This is a genomic window from Bacteroidales bacterium, from assembly GCA_031275285.1.
Taxonomy (GTDB): domain Bacteria; phylum Bacteroidota; class Bacteroidia; order Bacteroidales; family UBA4181; genus JAIRLS01.
The window spans coordinates 25,937-43,111 of sequence record JAISOY010000165.1 but is presented as its reverse complement, the minus strand read 5'-3'; the positions used below and the strand labels follow the sequence as shown (position 1 = coordinate 43,111).

General features: G+C 38.2%; 13 protein-coding genes. 9 read left to right on the top strand and 4 right to left on the bottom strand.

Features of this window, described 5'->3' with window-relative positions:
* Nucleotides 1–839 (top strand): RimK family alpha-L-glutamate ligase (locus LBQ60_16440; protein ID MDR2039513.1); only part of this gene is annotated, 839 nt, incomplete at its 5' end.
* Between the two features lie 20 nt (nucleotides 840–859).
* Entirely contained in the window at nucleotides 860–1,312 is a 453-nt protein-coding gene (rimI, locus tag LBQ60_16435) for a ribosomal protein S18-alanine N-acetyltransferase (protein MDR2039512.1), read from the top strand.
* A gap of 143 nt (nucleotides 1,313–1,455) precedes the next feature.
* Here the strand turns inward: rimI and LBQ60_16430 are convergent, their stop codons facing one another.
* Together LBQ60_16430 and LBQ60_16425 are read right to left on the bottom strand one after the other, a co-directional pair.
* Complete coding sequence (locus tag LBQ60_16430; protein ID MDR2039511.1) at nucleotides 1,456–3,222, bottom strand: S41 family peptidase; 1,767 nt, start codon at nucleotides 3,220–3,222, stop codon at nucleotides 1,456–1,458.
* Nucleotides 3,223–3,570: 348 nt separating this feature from the next.
* Nucleotides 3,571–6,378, bottom strand: coding sequence for a hypothetical protein (locus LBQ60_16425; protein MDR2039510.1), 2,808 nt, complete (start codon nucleotides 6,376–6,378; stop codon nucleotides 3,571–3,573).
* Nucleotides 6,379–7,248: 870 nt separating this feature from the next.
* Here LBQ60_16425 and LBQ60_16420 point away from each other — a divergent pair.
* The 5 genes from LBQ60_16420 (at nucleotide 7,249) to LBQ60_16400 (ending at nucleotide 12,817) form a co-directional block, all read left to right on the top strand.
* On the top strand, nucleotides 7,249–9,579 hold the full coding sequence (locus tag LBQ60_16420; GenBank protein MDR2039509.1) for a TonB-dependent receptor: 2,331 nt from the start codon (nucleotides 7,249–7,251) through the stop codon (nucleotides 9,577–9,579).
* Nucleotides 9,580–9,599: 20 nt separating this feature from the next.
* A complete protein-coding gene (locus LBQ60_16415; protein MDR2039508.1) occupies nucleotides 9,600–10,460 on the top strand; it encodes a DUF4249 domain-containing protein in 861 nt (286 codons plus the stop codon).
* A 424-nt stretch (nucleotides 10,461–10,884) separates the two neighbouring features.
* Nucleotides 10,885–11,355, top strand: coding sequence for a sigma-70 family RNA polymerase sigma factor (locus tag LBQ60_16410; GenBank protein MDR2039507.1), 471 nt, complete (start codon nucleotides 10,885–10,887; stop codon nucleotides 11,353–11,355).
* Between the two features lie 10 nt (nucleotides 11,356–11,365).
* Nucleotides 11,366–11,941: a hypothetical protein gene (locus tag LBQ60_16405; GenBank protein MDR2039506.1), complete on the top strand. Its 576-nt coding sequence runs from the start codon at nucleotides 11,366–11,368 to the stop codon at nucleotides 11,939–11,941.
* Nucleotides 11,942–12,061: 120 nt separating this feature from the next.
* Nucleotides 12,062–12,817, top strand: coding sequence for a hypothetical protein (locus LBQ60_16400; protein MDR2039505.1), 756 nt, complete (start codon nucleotides 12,062–12,064; stop codon nucleotides 12,815–12,817).
* Nucleotides 12,818–12,976: 159 nt separating this feature from the next.
* Here the strand turns inward: LBQ60_16400 and LBQ60_16395 are convergent, their stop codons facing one another.
* A complete protein-coding gene (locus LBQ60_16395) occupies nucleotides 12,977–13,849 on the bottom strand; it encodes a DMT family transporter (GenBank protein ID MDR2039504.1) in 873 nt (290 codons plus the stop codon).
* Nucleotides 13,850–13,881: 32 nt separating this feature from the next.
* Complete coding sequence (locus LBQ60_16390; protein MDR2039503.1) at nucleotides 13,882–14,751, bottom strand: esterase family protein; 870 nt, start codon at nucleotides 14,749–14,751, stop codon at nucleotides 13,882–13,884.
* 284 nt (nucleotides 14,752–15,035) lie between these two features.
* On the opposite strand from LBQ60_16390, the gene LBQ60_16385 reads away from it, so the two are divergent.
* Nucleotides 15,036–16,094 (top strand): class I fructose-bisphosphate aldolase, encoded by a 1,059-nt coding sequence (locus LBQ60_16385; protein ID MDR2039502.1) that lies wholly within the window; start codon nucleotides 15,036–15,038, stop codon nucleotides 16,092–16,094.
* 12 nt (nucleotides 16,095–16,106) lie between these two features.
* Nucleotides 16,107–17,114: a 2-hydroxyacid dehydrogenase gene (locus LBQ60_16380; protein MDR2039501.1), complete on the top strand. Its 1,008-nt coding sequence runs from the start codon at nucleotides 16,107–16,109 to the stop codon at nucleotides 17,112–17,114.
* Nucleotides 17,115–17,175 lie beyond the last annotated feature (61 nt).

Genomic DNA, 17,175 nt, shown 5'->3' with positions numbered 1-17,175 from the left:
AGGCATTGAATAAATTCCTGGAAATTGCCAGAAAAATGAATATCTATGCCGAATTACTCACTGAAGACGATGCAACCAGGTTAATGGAATTCGATGCGCTTTTCATACGTACCACCACTGCCCTGAATCATATCACTTTTCACCTGTCACAGAAAGCGACACTAAATGATATGGTGGTGATCGACGATCCGATGTCTATTATACGATGCACCAATAAAGTATATTTAAATGAATTGCTGGAAAAGGAAAAAATTCCGGCACCGGCTTCCATGCTTATTTTCCGGTCGAATGATAATTCTTTTGATAACATTAGCCAGCAACTGGGTAATCCATTCATTGTAAAAATACCGGATGGGTCTTTTTCTCATGGAATGCGGAAGATCACCTGTGAATCGGAACTAAAAGATGCATTGGATATCTTATTTGAAAAATCAGCTATTTTACTAGCACAGGAGTTTATTCCCACCGAATATGACTGGCGGATCGGTATCCTGAACGGAGAACCTCTTTTTGCCTGTAAATATTACATGGCCAAAGGACATTGGCAGATATACAATCATTCATCCAATACCGGAAAAAACAAAACCGGCCTGGTTGATACGATCCCGATTTACCAGGTTCCTCAAAATATACTTAAAACAGCTGTCAAAGCAACTTCTTTCATCGGGAAGGGATTGTACGGAGTGGATTTAAAAGTGGTGAACAACAGAGCGGTTGTGATCGAGATCAACGACAATCCGAGCATTGATTATGAAGTTGAGGACGCCATATTAGGTGATGAACTTTATTACCGCATCCTGAATCATTTTGTCAGGGCAATGGAAATGAAACATTATTAACCACCGGTTTTATTACTGAGATGGAAGCAAAGATCACCATTGATACAGCTACACTCGCTGATATTGACCAGATCCTTGAAATCGAGAAGTTGAGTTTTGATTCGGACAGATTTTCAAAACAACAATTCTCTTACCTGATCAGTAAAGCAAAAGGCAGATTTTATGTCTTAAGATACGAAGGAAAAATAATGGCCTATATTTCATTGACTTTCAACCAAAGAACCTGTCTTTTTCGAATCTATTCTATTGCCGTGCATCCCGAAGGAAGGGGCAAAAACCTGGCCCAACAGTTGATAGCCAAAGCTACTGAATATGCCCGTGAGAAGGGGGCAAAAGCCATGACACTTGAAGTGAAAACCACCAATCTGGCTGCCATAAGATTATATGAAAAGAACGGCTTCACAAAAACATCCGTGAAGCACCGCTATTATACAGATGGAGAAGATGCATACAGCATGCGTCTTATATTTTAGTGTAAATTATTTTTCACAAATTATATCCTGATATAAAACACGCAAACTTTTACTCTTGCGTAAAAATAATAAAAACCGGAAATCAAAATTGCTCTTCGGGAGTAATTTTGATTTCCGGTTTTATCACCTTTCTTGATCTGGTTCTATTCTTTTTTATAAAACTCTATCTCCATACAGGAAACACGTTTAATATCATCATCCAGACTTGCTGATGACATTACCCTTAACTCAATCGTAAGAGGATCTTCGAGTGATCTGGGAAATTGAAAACATGATGGAGCATTCGATTCATGAAAATCATGGGTTGCTATTTTTTCCAATTCCGGACTGGATTTTGTACTTGCCCAGATTTCCACTTTTCCAAATAATCCGTTAATTATGTCTGTTCTGGGATAGTGAATAAAATAATCGATTTGTGGCTGTTCTTCAAAATCGAATGTCAGGACAACAGGATATACCACACTTTTCCGCCATGGAGAATGATATCTGGTATAAAAATTTCCATCCAGTGCTTTATCGATATTTTCATTCGGTTGGTGGTCACTGGCTGTTGCATTTTTGACCATCAGTTTGGTTCCTTTGGGAAATTCTTCGGGACCAGACGAAAGTTCCGGATCGATCTGATGCAGGAAAGACAATAAATCGGTCAGTTCATATTTTGATTTACTATAATCCAGCTTCACGGACGCATCCGGCAACACACCCTGGTCTTCCCTCCCATCGGGCAAAGCTTTCCAGTATTTATAGGCACAACCAAAATAAATCTGCGATTTCGGTAATTTAAATCCAGCCATATCAATATAAACGGCCGTAGCCTGACCTGTTTGTTCTCCAATATTTTTCGCCTTATCTAATTCTTTCATCCATTCAGCAACATCAATAGCTGCAGAATAACTCCCATATCCCTGAATCAGATAAATATTCCCATCAAAACCAGTCCGATTAGGTAAAGTAATATTGGTGAAGGTATCGCTTCTCATGTACCCTAATTCTTTTTTTCCATCTTCTACATAAGGGTCATATTGTTTTTGCACAGCATAAGTTAAACGAATGGTATCGTCATGTTTGATACGCTTGAATAAATGATCATTATTATCAGTATACCCTCCCCCATTGCGACTGATATCAATAAAAAGGGTCTTTATTTTCTTATCTGCTATTTCCCTGAATTGTCTATCGAACCAAGTATTCAGCTGATTTTGCATAGCCTCATCCAGTCCAAAAAAACAGCTGTTGTAATCAATGATGGCTATTGACTTTTCCGGGTACATCCGAAATGTGACCGGGGTTTGTCTATCAAACCCAGAAGGCATTTTTTTTACATCTTTCATGGGAACTCCTTCTAATACAGTGGTACCATTTTCTGTGACTACAGAATAAGGAGCCTGTATATCAGTCTGAATATACAATGACTGCGAAAATCTTGGAGATACCCTTAATTCACTTGCAGCATTTATCTCATTGATATTAATTATCTTGTTATAAATATCCGATGATTGTACCTGGTTAATAGATAATATACGACCTTTTTTAGTGCCATTCCCATCCAGTAAATACATTTCCCCTCCGACAATATCTACAGGTAAAGGGAAAAATCCATCATAATTATTCAATTCCTGATCATAATCAAATGAGACTGAAGTATGCCCGTCAAACATATCATTCAACCGGCACATATATCTATTGAAATCAATGGCTTTCATGGGTTTTGAACATAACTTATATAGCTGGTTTTTCCTTTCATCCATGGTTTCCTTTGTAACAAAAGCATAGATATTTACATGCACCTTTACTATAGTATTAAAGAAAAAGTCAATATCTTTTTTCATTTCCCCAGGCGTAAGTATGGTTGAAGCTTCTACAGGTACAGCAGGTTCCTGTCCGGAATAAAGATCGGTTCTATGCAGCATGCTCTCCTCTTGTTTGTAATCTCTATTTTCAAACGAGTTTTGAACGGACTCATTGATCCTCCGATTTTCAGATAGAAAATCATGACCATGTAACATAACAAGACAAACCATAAAACAGGAGATAACAAGTAATTTTTTTATCATAATTTTGCTTTTAAGGTTATTGCGAATACACAATAACGTATTTTCAATTCAATGTATTTATTAAAATTATTCTCTACAAATTATAACCCTGTAAAAAACACGCAATCTTTTATTCTTGCGTAAATATAATAAAAACCGGAAATAAAAATTGTTACTCAGAAGTAATTTTTATTTCCGGTTTTATCATCTACTTTTGGTCTGGTTCTATTCTTTTTTATAAAACTCTATTTCTGCACATGAAACATGCTGGTTATAATCCTGTGTCGCGGACGACATCACCCTTAATTCGATCTTAAGAGGATCTTTCAGGGATTGAGGAAATTGAAAATATGACGGAGCATTCGACTCCTGAAAATCATGGGTTGCTATTTTTTTCAGTTTCGGACTGGATTTTGTACCCGCCCATATCTCCACTATTCCGAACAACCCGTTAAGCATGTCTGTCCTGGGGTAGTAAATAAAATAATCTATTTGCGGTTGTTTTTCGAAATCGAACGTCAGGGTAACAGGATATTTTGCACCTTCTGTCCATGGAGTATGGTACATTGTTGAAAAATTCCCGTCCAATGCTTTGTTGATATCTTCATTGGGTTGATAGGCACTGGCAGTAGCATTTTTAACCATTACTTTGGTTCCCTGAGGAAATTTCTCAGGACCATCCGAAAGCGTAGGATCAATCTGATGCAGGAAAGACAACAGATCATTCAGTTCGTATTTCGATTTACTATAATCCAGTTTCACCGGTACATCAGGTAACACTCCCTGGTCTTCCCTCCCATCGGGTAAAGCTTTCCAGTATTTAAAGGCGCAACCAAAATAGATCTGCGATTTTGGTAATTTAAATCCGGTCATATCGATATATACGGCCGTAGCCTGACCGGTCTGTTCTCCTATGCTTTTCGCATTACCTGATTCCTTCATCCATTCAGCAACACCAATAGCTGCAGAATAACTTCCATATCCCTGGATCAGGTAAATATCCCCATCAAAACCGGTTCGATTAGGTAAAGTAATATTGGTGAAAGTATCGCTTCTCATGTATCCCAATTCTTTTTTCCCATCTTCTGCATATGGATCATACTGCTTTTGCACCACATAAGTTAAACGAATGGTATCGTCATGTTTGATCCGTTCGAATATATAATCGTTATTGGCCGAGTTTCCTCCCCCATTACGGCTGATATCTATAAAAAGCGTCTTTATTTTCTTATCAGCAATTTCCTTGAATCGTCTGTCGAACCAAGTATTCATCTGATTTTTCATAGCCTCATCGCGTCCAAAAGAGCAGCTGTTGTAGTCAATGATGGCTATTGACTTTTCAGGATATATCCGGAAGGTAAGATGAGATTGCCTATCAAATCCTGAAGGCATCTTTTTTACATCTTTCATGGAAACTCCTTCCAATACAGTGGTACCATTTTCTGTAACTACCGAATAAGGAGGTCGGATATCAGTCTGGATAAATAATAACCGCGAAAATTGGGGAGATCTCCTTAATTCACTTGTCGCTTTTATTTCATTGATATTAATAATCTTATTATATATATCCGATGATTGTACCTGATTGATGGATAATATACGTCCTTTGTTGGTTCCATTCTCATCCAATAAATAGATCTTTCCCCCGGTAATATGTACAGGTAACGGAAAAAATCCATCATAACTGTTCAATTCCTGGTTATAAATAAATGTGACTGAAGTATTCCCGTCAAACATATCATTCAACCGACACATATGCATATTGAAATCAATAGCTTTCATTGGTTTTGAACATAGTTCATATAGCTGTTTTTTTCTTTCATCCATGGTTTCTTTTGTCACAAAAGCGTATATGTTTGCATGTACCTTTCCTATGATATTGAAAAAAAAGTCAATATCTTTTTTCATTTCTTCTGGCGTGAGCATAGCAGAAGCCTCTACAGGAACATCGGGTCTCTGCCAGAAATAACCGGGGTCATGAGTAACCAGATTATTCCCCCAATGCTTTCGTTCGTACCCTAACGGTAACAGTGATATATACTTTTCATTGGTATTCCGGTAATTGGTTTCTATGTTAAAGAAGCTCCTTGCCGGACATTGAAACCAATAGAGGTTTTTCGCCATATAATAATCTATATACCATTCCTTATTCTGTGGATTACCGTTCCTGTTGGCATCTTCGTTAAGGATAACCGGCTGTTCCTTAATTATCCGGTCACGTACTTCAGCTATGCTCAACAAATTATCATTCTCATCTTTCAGATAAGCATTGAATGAAGGATCCATCCATATCCATTTTCTCAATGTGGTGGAATATACACTGTTAATGACATGACAATCCGGATCATTTACATCCTTAGGCAAACAGGTGATAAACCGGGATTTAAACCCCATCGACAAATAACATTCGTTCAACATAATGGCTAAAGCCCTGCAATTCACACCTCTTCCATTATTGGCTTTCGAATAATTATAGATATCTATGGCATCAATTTCACAGGTGGGCCAGTGGCTTCCATCATGCTTTACGGCATTATGCACCCAATTCAGAATGTTAATGATCTTAGAAATTTCATCACCCTGCCCGGCTACCGAGTCGAGTTTGAAATATGTTTTCACATCCCGGATACGTTTATTCCTGATATCTTCATATTCAAAAGCAGGGTAATCCGAGGCATCCTCTTCCTGATAACCTCCTGCCTGTTGTAAAATGTATGGATAATCACCCAATACACGGATCTCATCCATCAGTTGGACAAATCTTTTTTCTTTGCGGATATAATCCAGATCTGTATCCGATTTAATATGGGAATAATTAGTATATCCATGTTTCACAGCTTTCTCAAAATTCTCCATCGCTTTCTTCTTATTCTTCGTCAATGAATAAATGCATGCCAGATTATAATAATTTCCAGCTTGTACCCACTGATATTTCTGTTGATCGTTCTCTGATAATCCGGAATAAAGATCGATCGCTTCATATAAGAGAGCTTCTCCCTGTTTGTAATCTTTATCTTTAAAAACTTTTTGCATGGCCTCTTCTATTCTCCGAGTTTCAGACAGAAAGTCCTGACCATATATCATAACAGAGCAAACAGTAAAACAAAAAATAACGAATAATTTTTTCATCATTTAATTAATTAAGGTTATGACTATAAGACGATGTTTTTTTCATTTTGCTGCATCAGGTAATATCATTTAGACAGGATTTTTTTCCAACAATTGCATTGAAAAGATAAAACCCTAATTATCAGAAAAATAAAAAATCTTAAATTTATTAGTAATGTGAATCAGGGGTTGAAATGAATGTTGCGATTTTATCGGATATCCCGAAGGGATTGAATATGAATAACCACGGGTTACACCCGTGGCTGGAAGATCACCTTCTTTTGTGTCCCCGAAGGGGGCAAACGGTGTTAGTATGATATTCGCCCCCTTCGGGGACACCATAACATATTGTCCATTTTTTCCATGGGTTACACCCGTGGTTATTCACATTGAAGTCTTTCAGACCTCCTTTATTCAACCCTTGATTCGCATTAGTAATAAGAAATTGGATGGTTATCTGCTTTCACAGTCATCATATTTTGTTGTTCTGAGCACTCTATTTAGTAATAATAAAACAATTAATGTGATGATTTATGAACGTAATCCACTTTATCAATGCAACTTAAGAAAACAACAAATAGTATTGAGTGCTTATTTATCCGTACTTTTACGAATAAAAAATAAAAACAGATATCTACTGCCACCAAAATCAGATACTGCATCATTAGTAAGTAAATAATGCTGAAATAAACAAAACCAATATACCAATAAATTTAATGTCATATTTAATAACCGTAATCTATTTGATCAATGCGATTTAAGAAAACAACAAATAGCACTGGGTGCTTAATGTCTTTGAGTAATATCTGTCAATTCATTTTTTTAGGGTTATTTTTAACCATTAACGTACATGCACAAAAAAAATATACTGTTAGCGGAAGTATTACCGATGGCAGTAATGGTGAAGACCTGATCGGTGCCACCGTCTCTATTCCGGGTACATCAACAGGAGCAGTAACCAATGCATATGGGTTTTATTCTATCAGCCTCCCGGAAGGCAAATACACATTGAGGTATTCTTTTGTAGGATACACCTATAAAGATATACCATTACAATTATCCGGCGATCTGAAAATGAATATTTCATTAGATATCAATGAAACCGAGCTGGAAGAAGTGATCATTTCTGCCGAAGCTAAGAATATCAATGTATCCAAACCTGAAATGAGTGTGGAAAGGCTTTCTTCAAAAACCATCAAGAGTATTCCGGCCCTGATGGGAGAAGTAGATGTGATCAAAGCCGTACAATTACTTCCGGGTGTACAATCCACTGCTGAAGGATCCTCCGGATTTAGCGTCAGGGGAGGCGGACACGACCAGAACCTGATTTTACTGGATGAAGCAACGGTATATAACGCGTCACACCTGATGGGATTCTTCTCTGTTTTCAATAATGATGCTGTCAGCGATGTAAAACTTTATAAGGGTGATATCCCGGCAACATTCGGAGGACGATTGTCTTCCGTTATGGATATTCGTTCGAGGAACGGTAATAATCAGCGTTTTTCAGGTACAGGAGGTATCGGGCTTATTTCCAGCCGTCTCACTCTGGAAGGACCGATAGGCAATGATCAATTGACCTTTCTCTTATCCGGGCGCAGGACTTATGCCGATCTTTTTCTGAAAATGTCTACCGACAAGGACCTGCGGAAAACCAAACTTTATTTCTATGATATGAATGCCAAGTTGAATTACCGGATCAATGACAATAACCGGATTTTCCTGGCCGGTTATTTCGGTAAGGATGTACTTTCGGCAGCAGGCCTGGCCGGAATAGAGTTCGGGAACAAAACGCTTACTTTCCGCTGGAACCATACCTTTTCTCCGAAATTATTCTCTAACTTCTCATTGATAGGTAGTTTTTATGATTATTACATGGATACCAATTTCGGTTCGACGATCGATGAATATTGGAAATCACAAATGCAGGATTACGGTTTTAAAGCAGATCTATCCTATCATCTTAACCCCAAACATCATCTAAAATTCGGGTATAATTTTGTTTTTCACAGGTTCAGTCTTGGCGAAGGTGGTGGAAAAAGCGACAATTCCATACTTCAAAAAGTACTTTTCCCAAAAGAATTTGCAGCAGAGCATGCCATTTATATCGCCAGCGAGAGCAGTATCGGAGATCACCTTACCCTGAAATACGGGCTTCGCTGGGGATTGTTCCAGAACATCAGCAACGGTGAAGAGATCAAATATCTGGATGATTATCAGGTAACTGAGATCAAAACAATTGAAAAAAGGAAAATCTACCATCATCAAAACCAGCTGGAGCCACGCGTGGGGATGCTATATCAATTCAATGAAAAATACTCACTGAAAGCAAGTTATGCAAGGACTGTACAGTATATTCAACTCGCATCAAATTCTACCGCAGGTTCACCCCTGGATGTCTGGTTCCAGGCTTCCCCGAATATTAAACCCCAACTGTGCGACCAATACGCTTTGGGGTACTTCCGGAATTTTTCCGATAATGCATGGGAGGCTTCTGTCGAACTGTACTACAAAAACATGAAAAATGTAGTTGATTTTAAAGATCATGCCGAATTAATGGCCAATGAAGACCTGGAACAAGAAGTACGGTTCGGTAAAGGATACGCTTATGGGACGGAATTCATGCTTCGTAAAAACTCAGGTAAGCTCAGCGGATGGATCAGCTACACATGGTCCCACAGCAAAAGAAAAATCGATGAGATCAATAACGGGGAATGGTACCGTTCTCCCTATGACAAGCCGCATAATATATCTCTAGTTGCCACCTATGAATTGTCTCATAAATGGACTATTTCAGGTAACTGGGTATATGCTACCGGAAATCCTGTAACCTTTCCGACCGGAAGATACGAAATGGAAAACCAATACGTCCCGATTTATTCCGGTCGTAATGAATATCGTTATCCCGACTATCACCGTCTGGATTTATCCGTCACATGGAATCTGTCCAAACCCGGGAGCCGTTTAAAAAACGAGCTGAATTTTTCCATATATAACGCTTATGCCCGGAAAAACCCATGGACCATTTATTTTAAACAGGAAAAAGAAAAACCGGATGTAACTTATGCGGAAATGCTTTATCTATTTTCTATTGTCCCTTCCGTTACCTGGAATTTCACATTTTAAACCAGCAAAATATTCATATTATGTATCGTTCTATTTTTTATTTCTTCATTATCATAACAATGACTTATTCGTGTACCGCCCGAATTGATATCGACACGGAAGCTTCAACCCCCTATCTGGTCATTTATGGTTATATCACGACTGATACCATGCAACATTCCATCAAAATCACCCGGTCAAACGGTTTCTTTGCCACCACCAAACCCGAAGGAATCAGGAATGCAGAAGTATCCATCAGTGATGATGATAAAACCTATATCCTGTCCGAAAGTGATGACGAACCGGGTCTTTATCTGACAACTCCTGATGTATACGGAATTGAAGGGAAAACATATTCATTGAGCGTTTCTGTTGAAGGACAGGTTTATGGCGCTACCTCCTATTTACCAGCATCTATCATATTGGATACTGTTGTTCTTCGTCCATCCACCGCTTTTTCCAAAGCCATTGAATTAGCATTCAGCGCCAAAATCGGAACATCTGCCAATTATTATAAGTATAATGTATACAATGAAAATAAAAGCCTGATGGACACATTGTATAAATTCTATACTATTTCCGACGAGTATATCAACAGAGATAAAGAAGTTGAGGGATTAACCTGTTATTTTTTCTTTGATGATGAAAAAGACGACCTCTTAACAGGCAATAAAATTACATTACGAATGGATGTGATCACTAAGGAATTTTATGACCATATCTATAAAGCCCAGTCCGAAGTCGGGGCTTCCATCCCGCTTTTCAGTGGTCCTCCTGCTAATGTCGGTACGAACATACAACGAATGACACCATCCGATATGACTCCGGTAGCCGGTTTCTTTACAGCTTATTCAAGTAGGCGAAAAAGCACTTTTGTAGAAGCCGGATTAGTGAAACCCTAGATTCTTCATTTTATAGAGCTAAAAAAACAATATTGTACAATACGGCTGATTTTTTGTTTGATAAAAATCAGTCGTATTGTATTTTAGATTTTGATCGGCTTGACTTAACCGATTGAAAAATAGAGGTAACAAATTAGTAACCATTGGTATTTCAGTGTTTTGCGGTGCAATACTATCAAATAATTCTTTCAAATAGAAAGTTACGATTATATTCCAACACAGAAAACTTATCCACATTATTTATTTCTCTTTTTTAGAACTGGATGAGTAGTCGTATCTTTGTTTTTAGGGTCAGCGAGATGTTTCGGAATTCCCATAATTACATAAAAAACTGACTTGTATTCCGTGGGACACAATAATTATTCACTTTGATGTAGTTTTTCTATAAGTTTTGCGACTAATTACAAAAAAGCAAATGCAATAAATGAAAAGAGAAACTGAATTTATAGAACTGATAGATCCATATCAATCGATAATTTACAAAGTGTGCTTGATGTATGCTAGCAACAAAGAGGATCTGAATGATCTTTTTCAGGAGTCATTGATGAATCTATGGTTGGCATACCCAAACTATAGATCAGAATGTAAAGTATCCACGTGGATTTACCGTATTTGCTTAAATACCTGTATCAGTGATTTAAGAAAAAGAGGTAAAATGCAATTGGTGCCAATAGAAACGGGTTTGAATGTTTATGAAGATAAAGATAGTAACCAACTTCAGGAATTATATACCCTTATAAAAAAACTTAACAAAATGGATCGTGCACTCATTTTATTATGGCTGGACGAAAAAAGCTATGAAGAGATAGCCTCAATCTTACAATTATCTAAGTCAAACGTATCGGTTCGTTTATGCAGAGTGAAGGAAAAGTTAAAACAAATGTCAAATATTTAATACATTAGTTATGGAACAAGATGAAATGAAATTAGCTTGGAAAGAGTTAAACGAAAAAATGTCGGCAAGTACATTAGCTAATAAAGAAACACTTGCCTATATTTTGAAGAGCCGACGTAGAACAACATGGCAGAGATTGGTCGCTGCAGATAAGTCCACTTCTATCTTTCTCCTCTTATTTGCAGTAGGAATGATATACTATAGTGTTTTTGTAATTCATGGAGCGCCATTAATAAGTATTCAAGTTGTAATCTTATTACTGGTTGCCAGCACTCTGAATATTATTTCTTATCTAAAACTTACAAAAATGAAATTAGATGAATCTGTGCCTATATTGTATAGACAGGTATCATCCTATAAGAAACTTACTGTTTGGTCATATTTGATATGTTATGTGTTAGTTTTTATTTTGGTAGTGAGTTTACTCTTTGCTTATCCTTTATCCCATTTTGCCAAGGTATTGATGCTTTTGCTAATCCCTGTTGGTATTGCGATAGATTGTTTTATTTTCCACTGGTCTTCAAACCATATTCACACATTGGTTGATACAACTAAAGAATTGAAGGAATTGAACAAACTAGAATAAAAGATAGATCTCATCATACGCCCTCATTTTCAAAAATAAAGGAATTTACCTTTTTCCTTTTCATTTACAAACAATTAGTTAATTTTGTTTTTTATTACATTATTCAAAATTTACATACTTATGTTTGAAGCAGCATTCTGGGGATTTATTTCAGGTTCAGCAATACTTATAGGAGCAATTTTCGGACTTTTTGTGAAGATAGGAAACAAAACAACCGCTCTTATAATGGCTTTTGGCGCAGGAGTTTTAATATCAGCCCTATCAATAGATTTAATGGTTGAAGCTTTTGAAAAATCCCACAGTGCTGTTGTTGTCGGATTAAGTTTCCTGGCAGGAGCCATTGTATTTGTTGGTGGCGATTACCTGGTCGATTCTAAAGGCGGGCATTGGCGAAAACACGTCCATGGTATCTCGGAACAAGAGAAAAAGAACGGAATGGAAAATAACTCAGGTACAGCGATCTTATTAGGTACATTCCTTGATGGGATCCCTGAGTCTTTTGTTGTTGGGGCATCAGTTGCTGCAGGTGGTACAACAGGAATCGTTTTTATTATAGCTGTTTTTTTGAGCAATCTGCCTGAAGGAATATCGGGAACTTTAGGGATGAAAATGGCTGGCATGCCCAATAAAAAAATAATAGCCTTATGGATCACAACACTCATTATTACTATCCTGGCATCAGTTTTCGGTTATTTTTTTCTAGGTAATGCCCCTGAATCTTTTCATGCGGCTATAATGGCATTCGCATCGGGCGCGATATTGGCCATGCTTTGTGATACAATGATTCCAGAAGCCTTCAGATATGGCGGACGGATCATTGCATTAGTTACTGTGGTCGGCTTTATGACGGCATTTTTTCTTAGTAAATTATTTTGAAACAAATAGAAAACAAATTCAGATACTCCTAACACTTTTATTCTATCGCTTTGCATTTACTGTTTTCATGATCATTACTTAGTTAGATGAAGGATAGCCCTGAAACGAAGGAGTTATTGATATATCAGTTTGTCTGCTAGCTACGTTTTTGCTAAATGTCTATTTTAAGAGAATAATAATTATCGATCCTGCTACCATAATCACAGATCCTATCAGTTTTTTCACAATGTCCTGTTCTTTAAAAACATGATAACCAAGGAATATGCTTACAATGGTAGAAAGCTGGAAAAGAGCCAGCCCATACCCCACTTCCATATGGTTGAAAACATAGTTAGTGGTATATTGCATTACACCTATACAAAGCACCAGATACAGGTACAGAGGGATCACCTTCTTTTTCAGACGTTTTAAACCGTCTTTCAACTTTACGTGATTGACAAACAGCAATAAGAATGAAAAAGCAGCTCCAAACCAACACCATACAATGAATGAAACCGTAGTGGAAGACAACAGGATGATCTTTTTGATAAATACAGCTTCAATTGCAGTGAGTAGCATGGCCCATATCCGGTATTGAATATCTTTCCTTTTCAAAAGCCTGAAGGAAAAACGTTCTTTCGTAGTGTCCAATACAAAATAACTGCCCCAGATAATTAGTACTATTCCCAATACACCCCACCAACCGGGCACTTCACCAAGAAGGAAAAAACCGACAATGATCCCTACCACCGATTTATAGGAATTGACGGGCCCCAATACAGACAAATCCCCTGATTGAAGTGCCTTAATGAGAAACCCATTGCCAATGGATCCCATCAGCCCCATCAACAAACAATACAACCAGAAGTCGTAGGAAAATGAAAACCATCCGACATGAATAGCAAGTGGGATACAAACAACACTTAATATGAAAAATGTGAGAAAGTTTATAAAAAGCGGATGATGATCGCGGTTGGTCAGTTGCTTCTGGAAGACATTCGCCAACGGATTGGTTAAGATCCTCAGTAAAACCGCAATTCCTGTGAGTAACATATTGTTTCAGATAAACTTCCCCGGTCCTATTGCTAAAATTGTGTAAAGGATTTGGATACGAACTCCATTACAATTGGCAACTCATTCCGCCAGTATGTCCATGTATGACCGCCGTCTTTTACCCTGTATTCGTGGAATACCTCGCTTTTACGAAATAAAATGTGCATTCTGCTGTTGCCTTCGTACAGAAAATCGTCATCACCACAACTGATGTACCAACGGACACTTTTTATCTTCTTAAGCTCCTCCTGTCCGGCATTTTTCAGGATATTTTCAATACTATGCCGGTTGTAATAATCCTGCATCTGTTGTTCTGTCAGATTTCCCTGATTATTGTACCTTGATTTGAACTGTTCAAAATCCCAGTTACCCGTTGCTGCACTCAAAGGAGCGGCAGCTGCAAACATATCCGGCTGGTGAAGGGCATAAAAAATAGTTCCTCCCCCTCCCATCGAAAGTCCGGAAACTGCACGGTAACGCCTTTCAGTTCGAACCCTGTAGGTTTTCTCGATATGAGGGATCAACTCCTTAAAAAAGAAATCTTCATAATTGAAAGAACCGTCAATAACGTTAAAATATCCCTTTGTTCCGGTATTGGCATCAGGCATCACAATGATCATGGGAGCAGCTTTCCCCTCTTCAATTGCTTTGTCAGCAATATGTTGCACCTGTCCGAACTGAACCCATCCGGTGTGATCATCACCGCTTCCGTGCAATAAATACAATACCGGATAACTCAGGTCTGTCTGATCATATCCGGCAGGCAAATAGATCGAATATTTACGGTCTGCTTTAAGGATCGTACTTTTTACCGTGCGTGTTTCAAAAACCTGTCCCCTCTGGGACCAAATCACAGATGTAACCCCTGCCATCAGGACAAATACCACAATAAATCTTTTCATAGTTGATAATCAGATGAATGAATATAGTTATTAATCGATTAATGATGCATTAAATATACAACTTATCCGCAGGTGAACAAAATATGAATTGATACGAAGTATGATAATTGAATGACCAGGCTTATTTTCTTAACATTTTTTGAGAAAAAAGTCCACCGGATACAGCAAATATCTCATAAATAAAGCCTACTTTTGTAGAGTGATAACAGATTCTTTCGATTTAGACCGAAACTATCATCATTACCATCAAATACAATTGTCATACAAAACTAATTCATTCGATCATGAGCTCAACAAAAGTTATCGACCTACTGGGTGATAAACAGGAATACTACCTTGCCCATACATGTAAAACGATTGATCAGTCCTTGTTGCATTTACCTTCTCCCAATATCATTAAGGATGTGTGGTGTCCGAGCGACCGGAATAACCGTACATTAAACAGTTTGCAGGCACTACTCGGTCATGGACGTTTGTCCGATACGGGTTATGTTTCCATTCTTCCTGTAGATCAAGGCATTGAACATACGGCCGGAGCTTCTTTTGCACCCAATCCGTTATATTTCGATCCTGAAAATATTGTAAAACTAGCCATTGAAGGCGGATGTAATGCTGTAGCTTCTACATTTGGTGTCCTTGGCGCGGTCGCACGCAGATATGCACATCAGATTCCGTTTATTGTGAAAATTAACCACAATGAACTTTTGACCTACCCTAACAGCTACGACCAGATTTTATTCGGTACTGTAAAAAGTGCCTGGGAAATGGGAGCCGTTGCTGTAGGTGCCACCATTTATTTCGGTTCGGAAGAAAGCCGTAGGCAGATCGTTGAAATAGCGGAAGCATTTGATTATGCCCATGAATTGGGAATGGCCACTATCCTGTGGTGTTATTTACGCAACAATGGATTCAAAAAAGAGGGCACCGATTACCATACATCTACGGATATGACAGCACAGGCCAATCATTTAGGCGCTACCATCAAAGCCGATATCGTAAAGCAAAAACTACCCACCCTGAACGGAGGTTTTGAAGCGCTTCACTTTGGTAAGGTTGATCAACGGATGTACAAGAAACTAAGTTCACCGCACCCGATTGATATGTGTCGTTATCAGGTAGCCAACGGATATATGGGACGTGTCGGGTTAATCAATTCCGGCGGTGAATCAACCGGAAAATCTGATCTGCGCGATGCGGTAATCACTGCCGTTGTGAATAAACGGGCAGGAGGTATGGGATTGATCAGCGGGAGAAAAGCTTTCCAAAAGCCGATGAATGAAGGTGTGGAATTGCTCCATGCTATTCAGGATGTATATCTTAATGAAAAAATTACCATCGCCTGACAGAAGTAGATCATGAAGAAAAAAGATGAAATCGTTTTTTTTGGAACCAAGCCCTATGACCGTGAAAGTTTCGACATGGTCAATCCAGGGTTTGGTTTCAATATCCATTATCATAAGAGCCACCTGAACATAGATAATATCGTTTTGGTCCAGGGTGCTGAAATCATTTGTTTTTTTGTAAACGACATTGCTGATGAGCCTGTTATCAATGCTTTATATGATCAGGGGGTTAAACTATTGGCCCTGCGTAATGCCGGATTCAATAATGTGGACCTCAAAGCCGCCCAGGGAAAAATGCGGGTGGTAAGGGTTCCTGCCTATTCCCCTTATGCAGTGGCAGAGCATGCAGTAGCTTTAATGATGTCGCTCAATCGAAAAATACACAGGGCTTCATGGAGAACAAGGGACGGTAATTTTTCCCTTCATGGCCTTATCGGATTCGACATGCATGGAAAAACTGTCGGAATTATCGGAACCGGTACGATTGCCCGCGTTTTGATCCGTATATTGAAAGGATTCGGAATGAAAATCCTTGCTTATGATATATTTCCGGATAAAAAATATGCTGAAGAGGAACAAATCAGCTATGTACCCTTAGACGAACTATACCGCCATTCCGATATTATCTCGCTGCATGTCCCATTGACCGATGAAACCCGGTATATGATCAATGAAGCGTCCATTGCCAAAATGAAAGACAATGTAATGATCATCAACACCGGACGTGGACAATTGATCCACACTAATGCATTGATCGACGGATTGAAAGGAAAAAAAATCGGAGCTGCAGGATTGGATGTATATGAAGAAGAAGGAGAATATTTTTATGAGGATGTATCTGACCAGATCATTGATGATGATACACTGGCACGCCTGCTTTCTTTTAATAATGTAATCGTTACCTCACATCAGGGATTTTTCACTAAAGAAGCGTTATACAATATTGCGTTAACAACGCTTCAAAATATAAAAGATTTTAAAGAAGGAAAGGAATTGGTCAACGAAATCAAATATCAATGAGTCATCTGTAATATATCCCGTATGCTTTCCGGGTATTCCAACTTATTTCATAATTTAATAC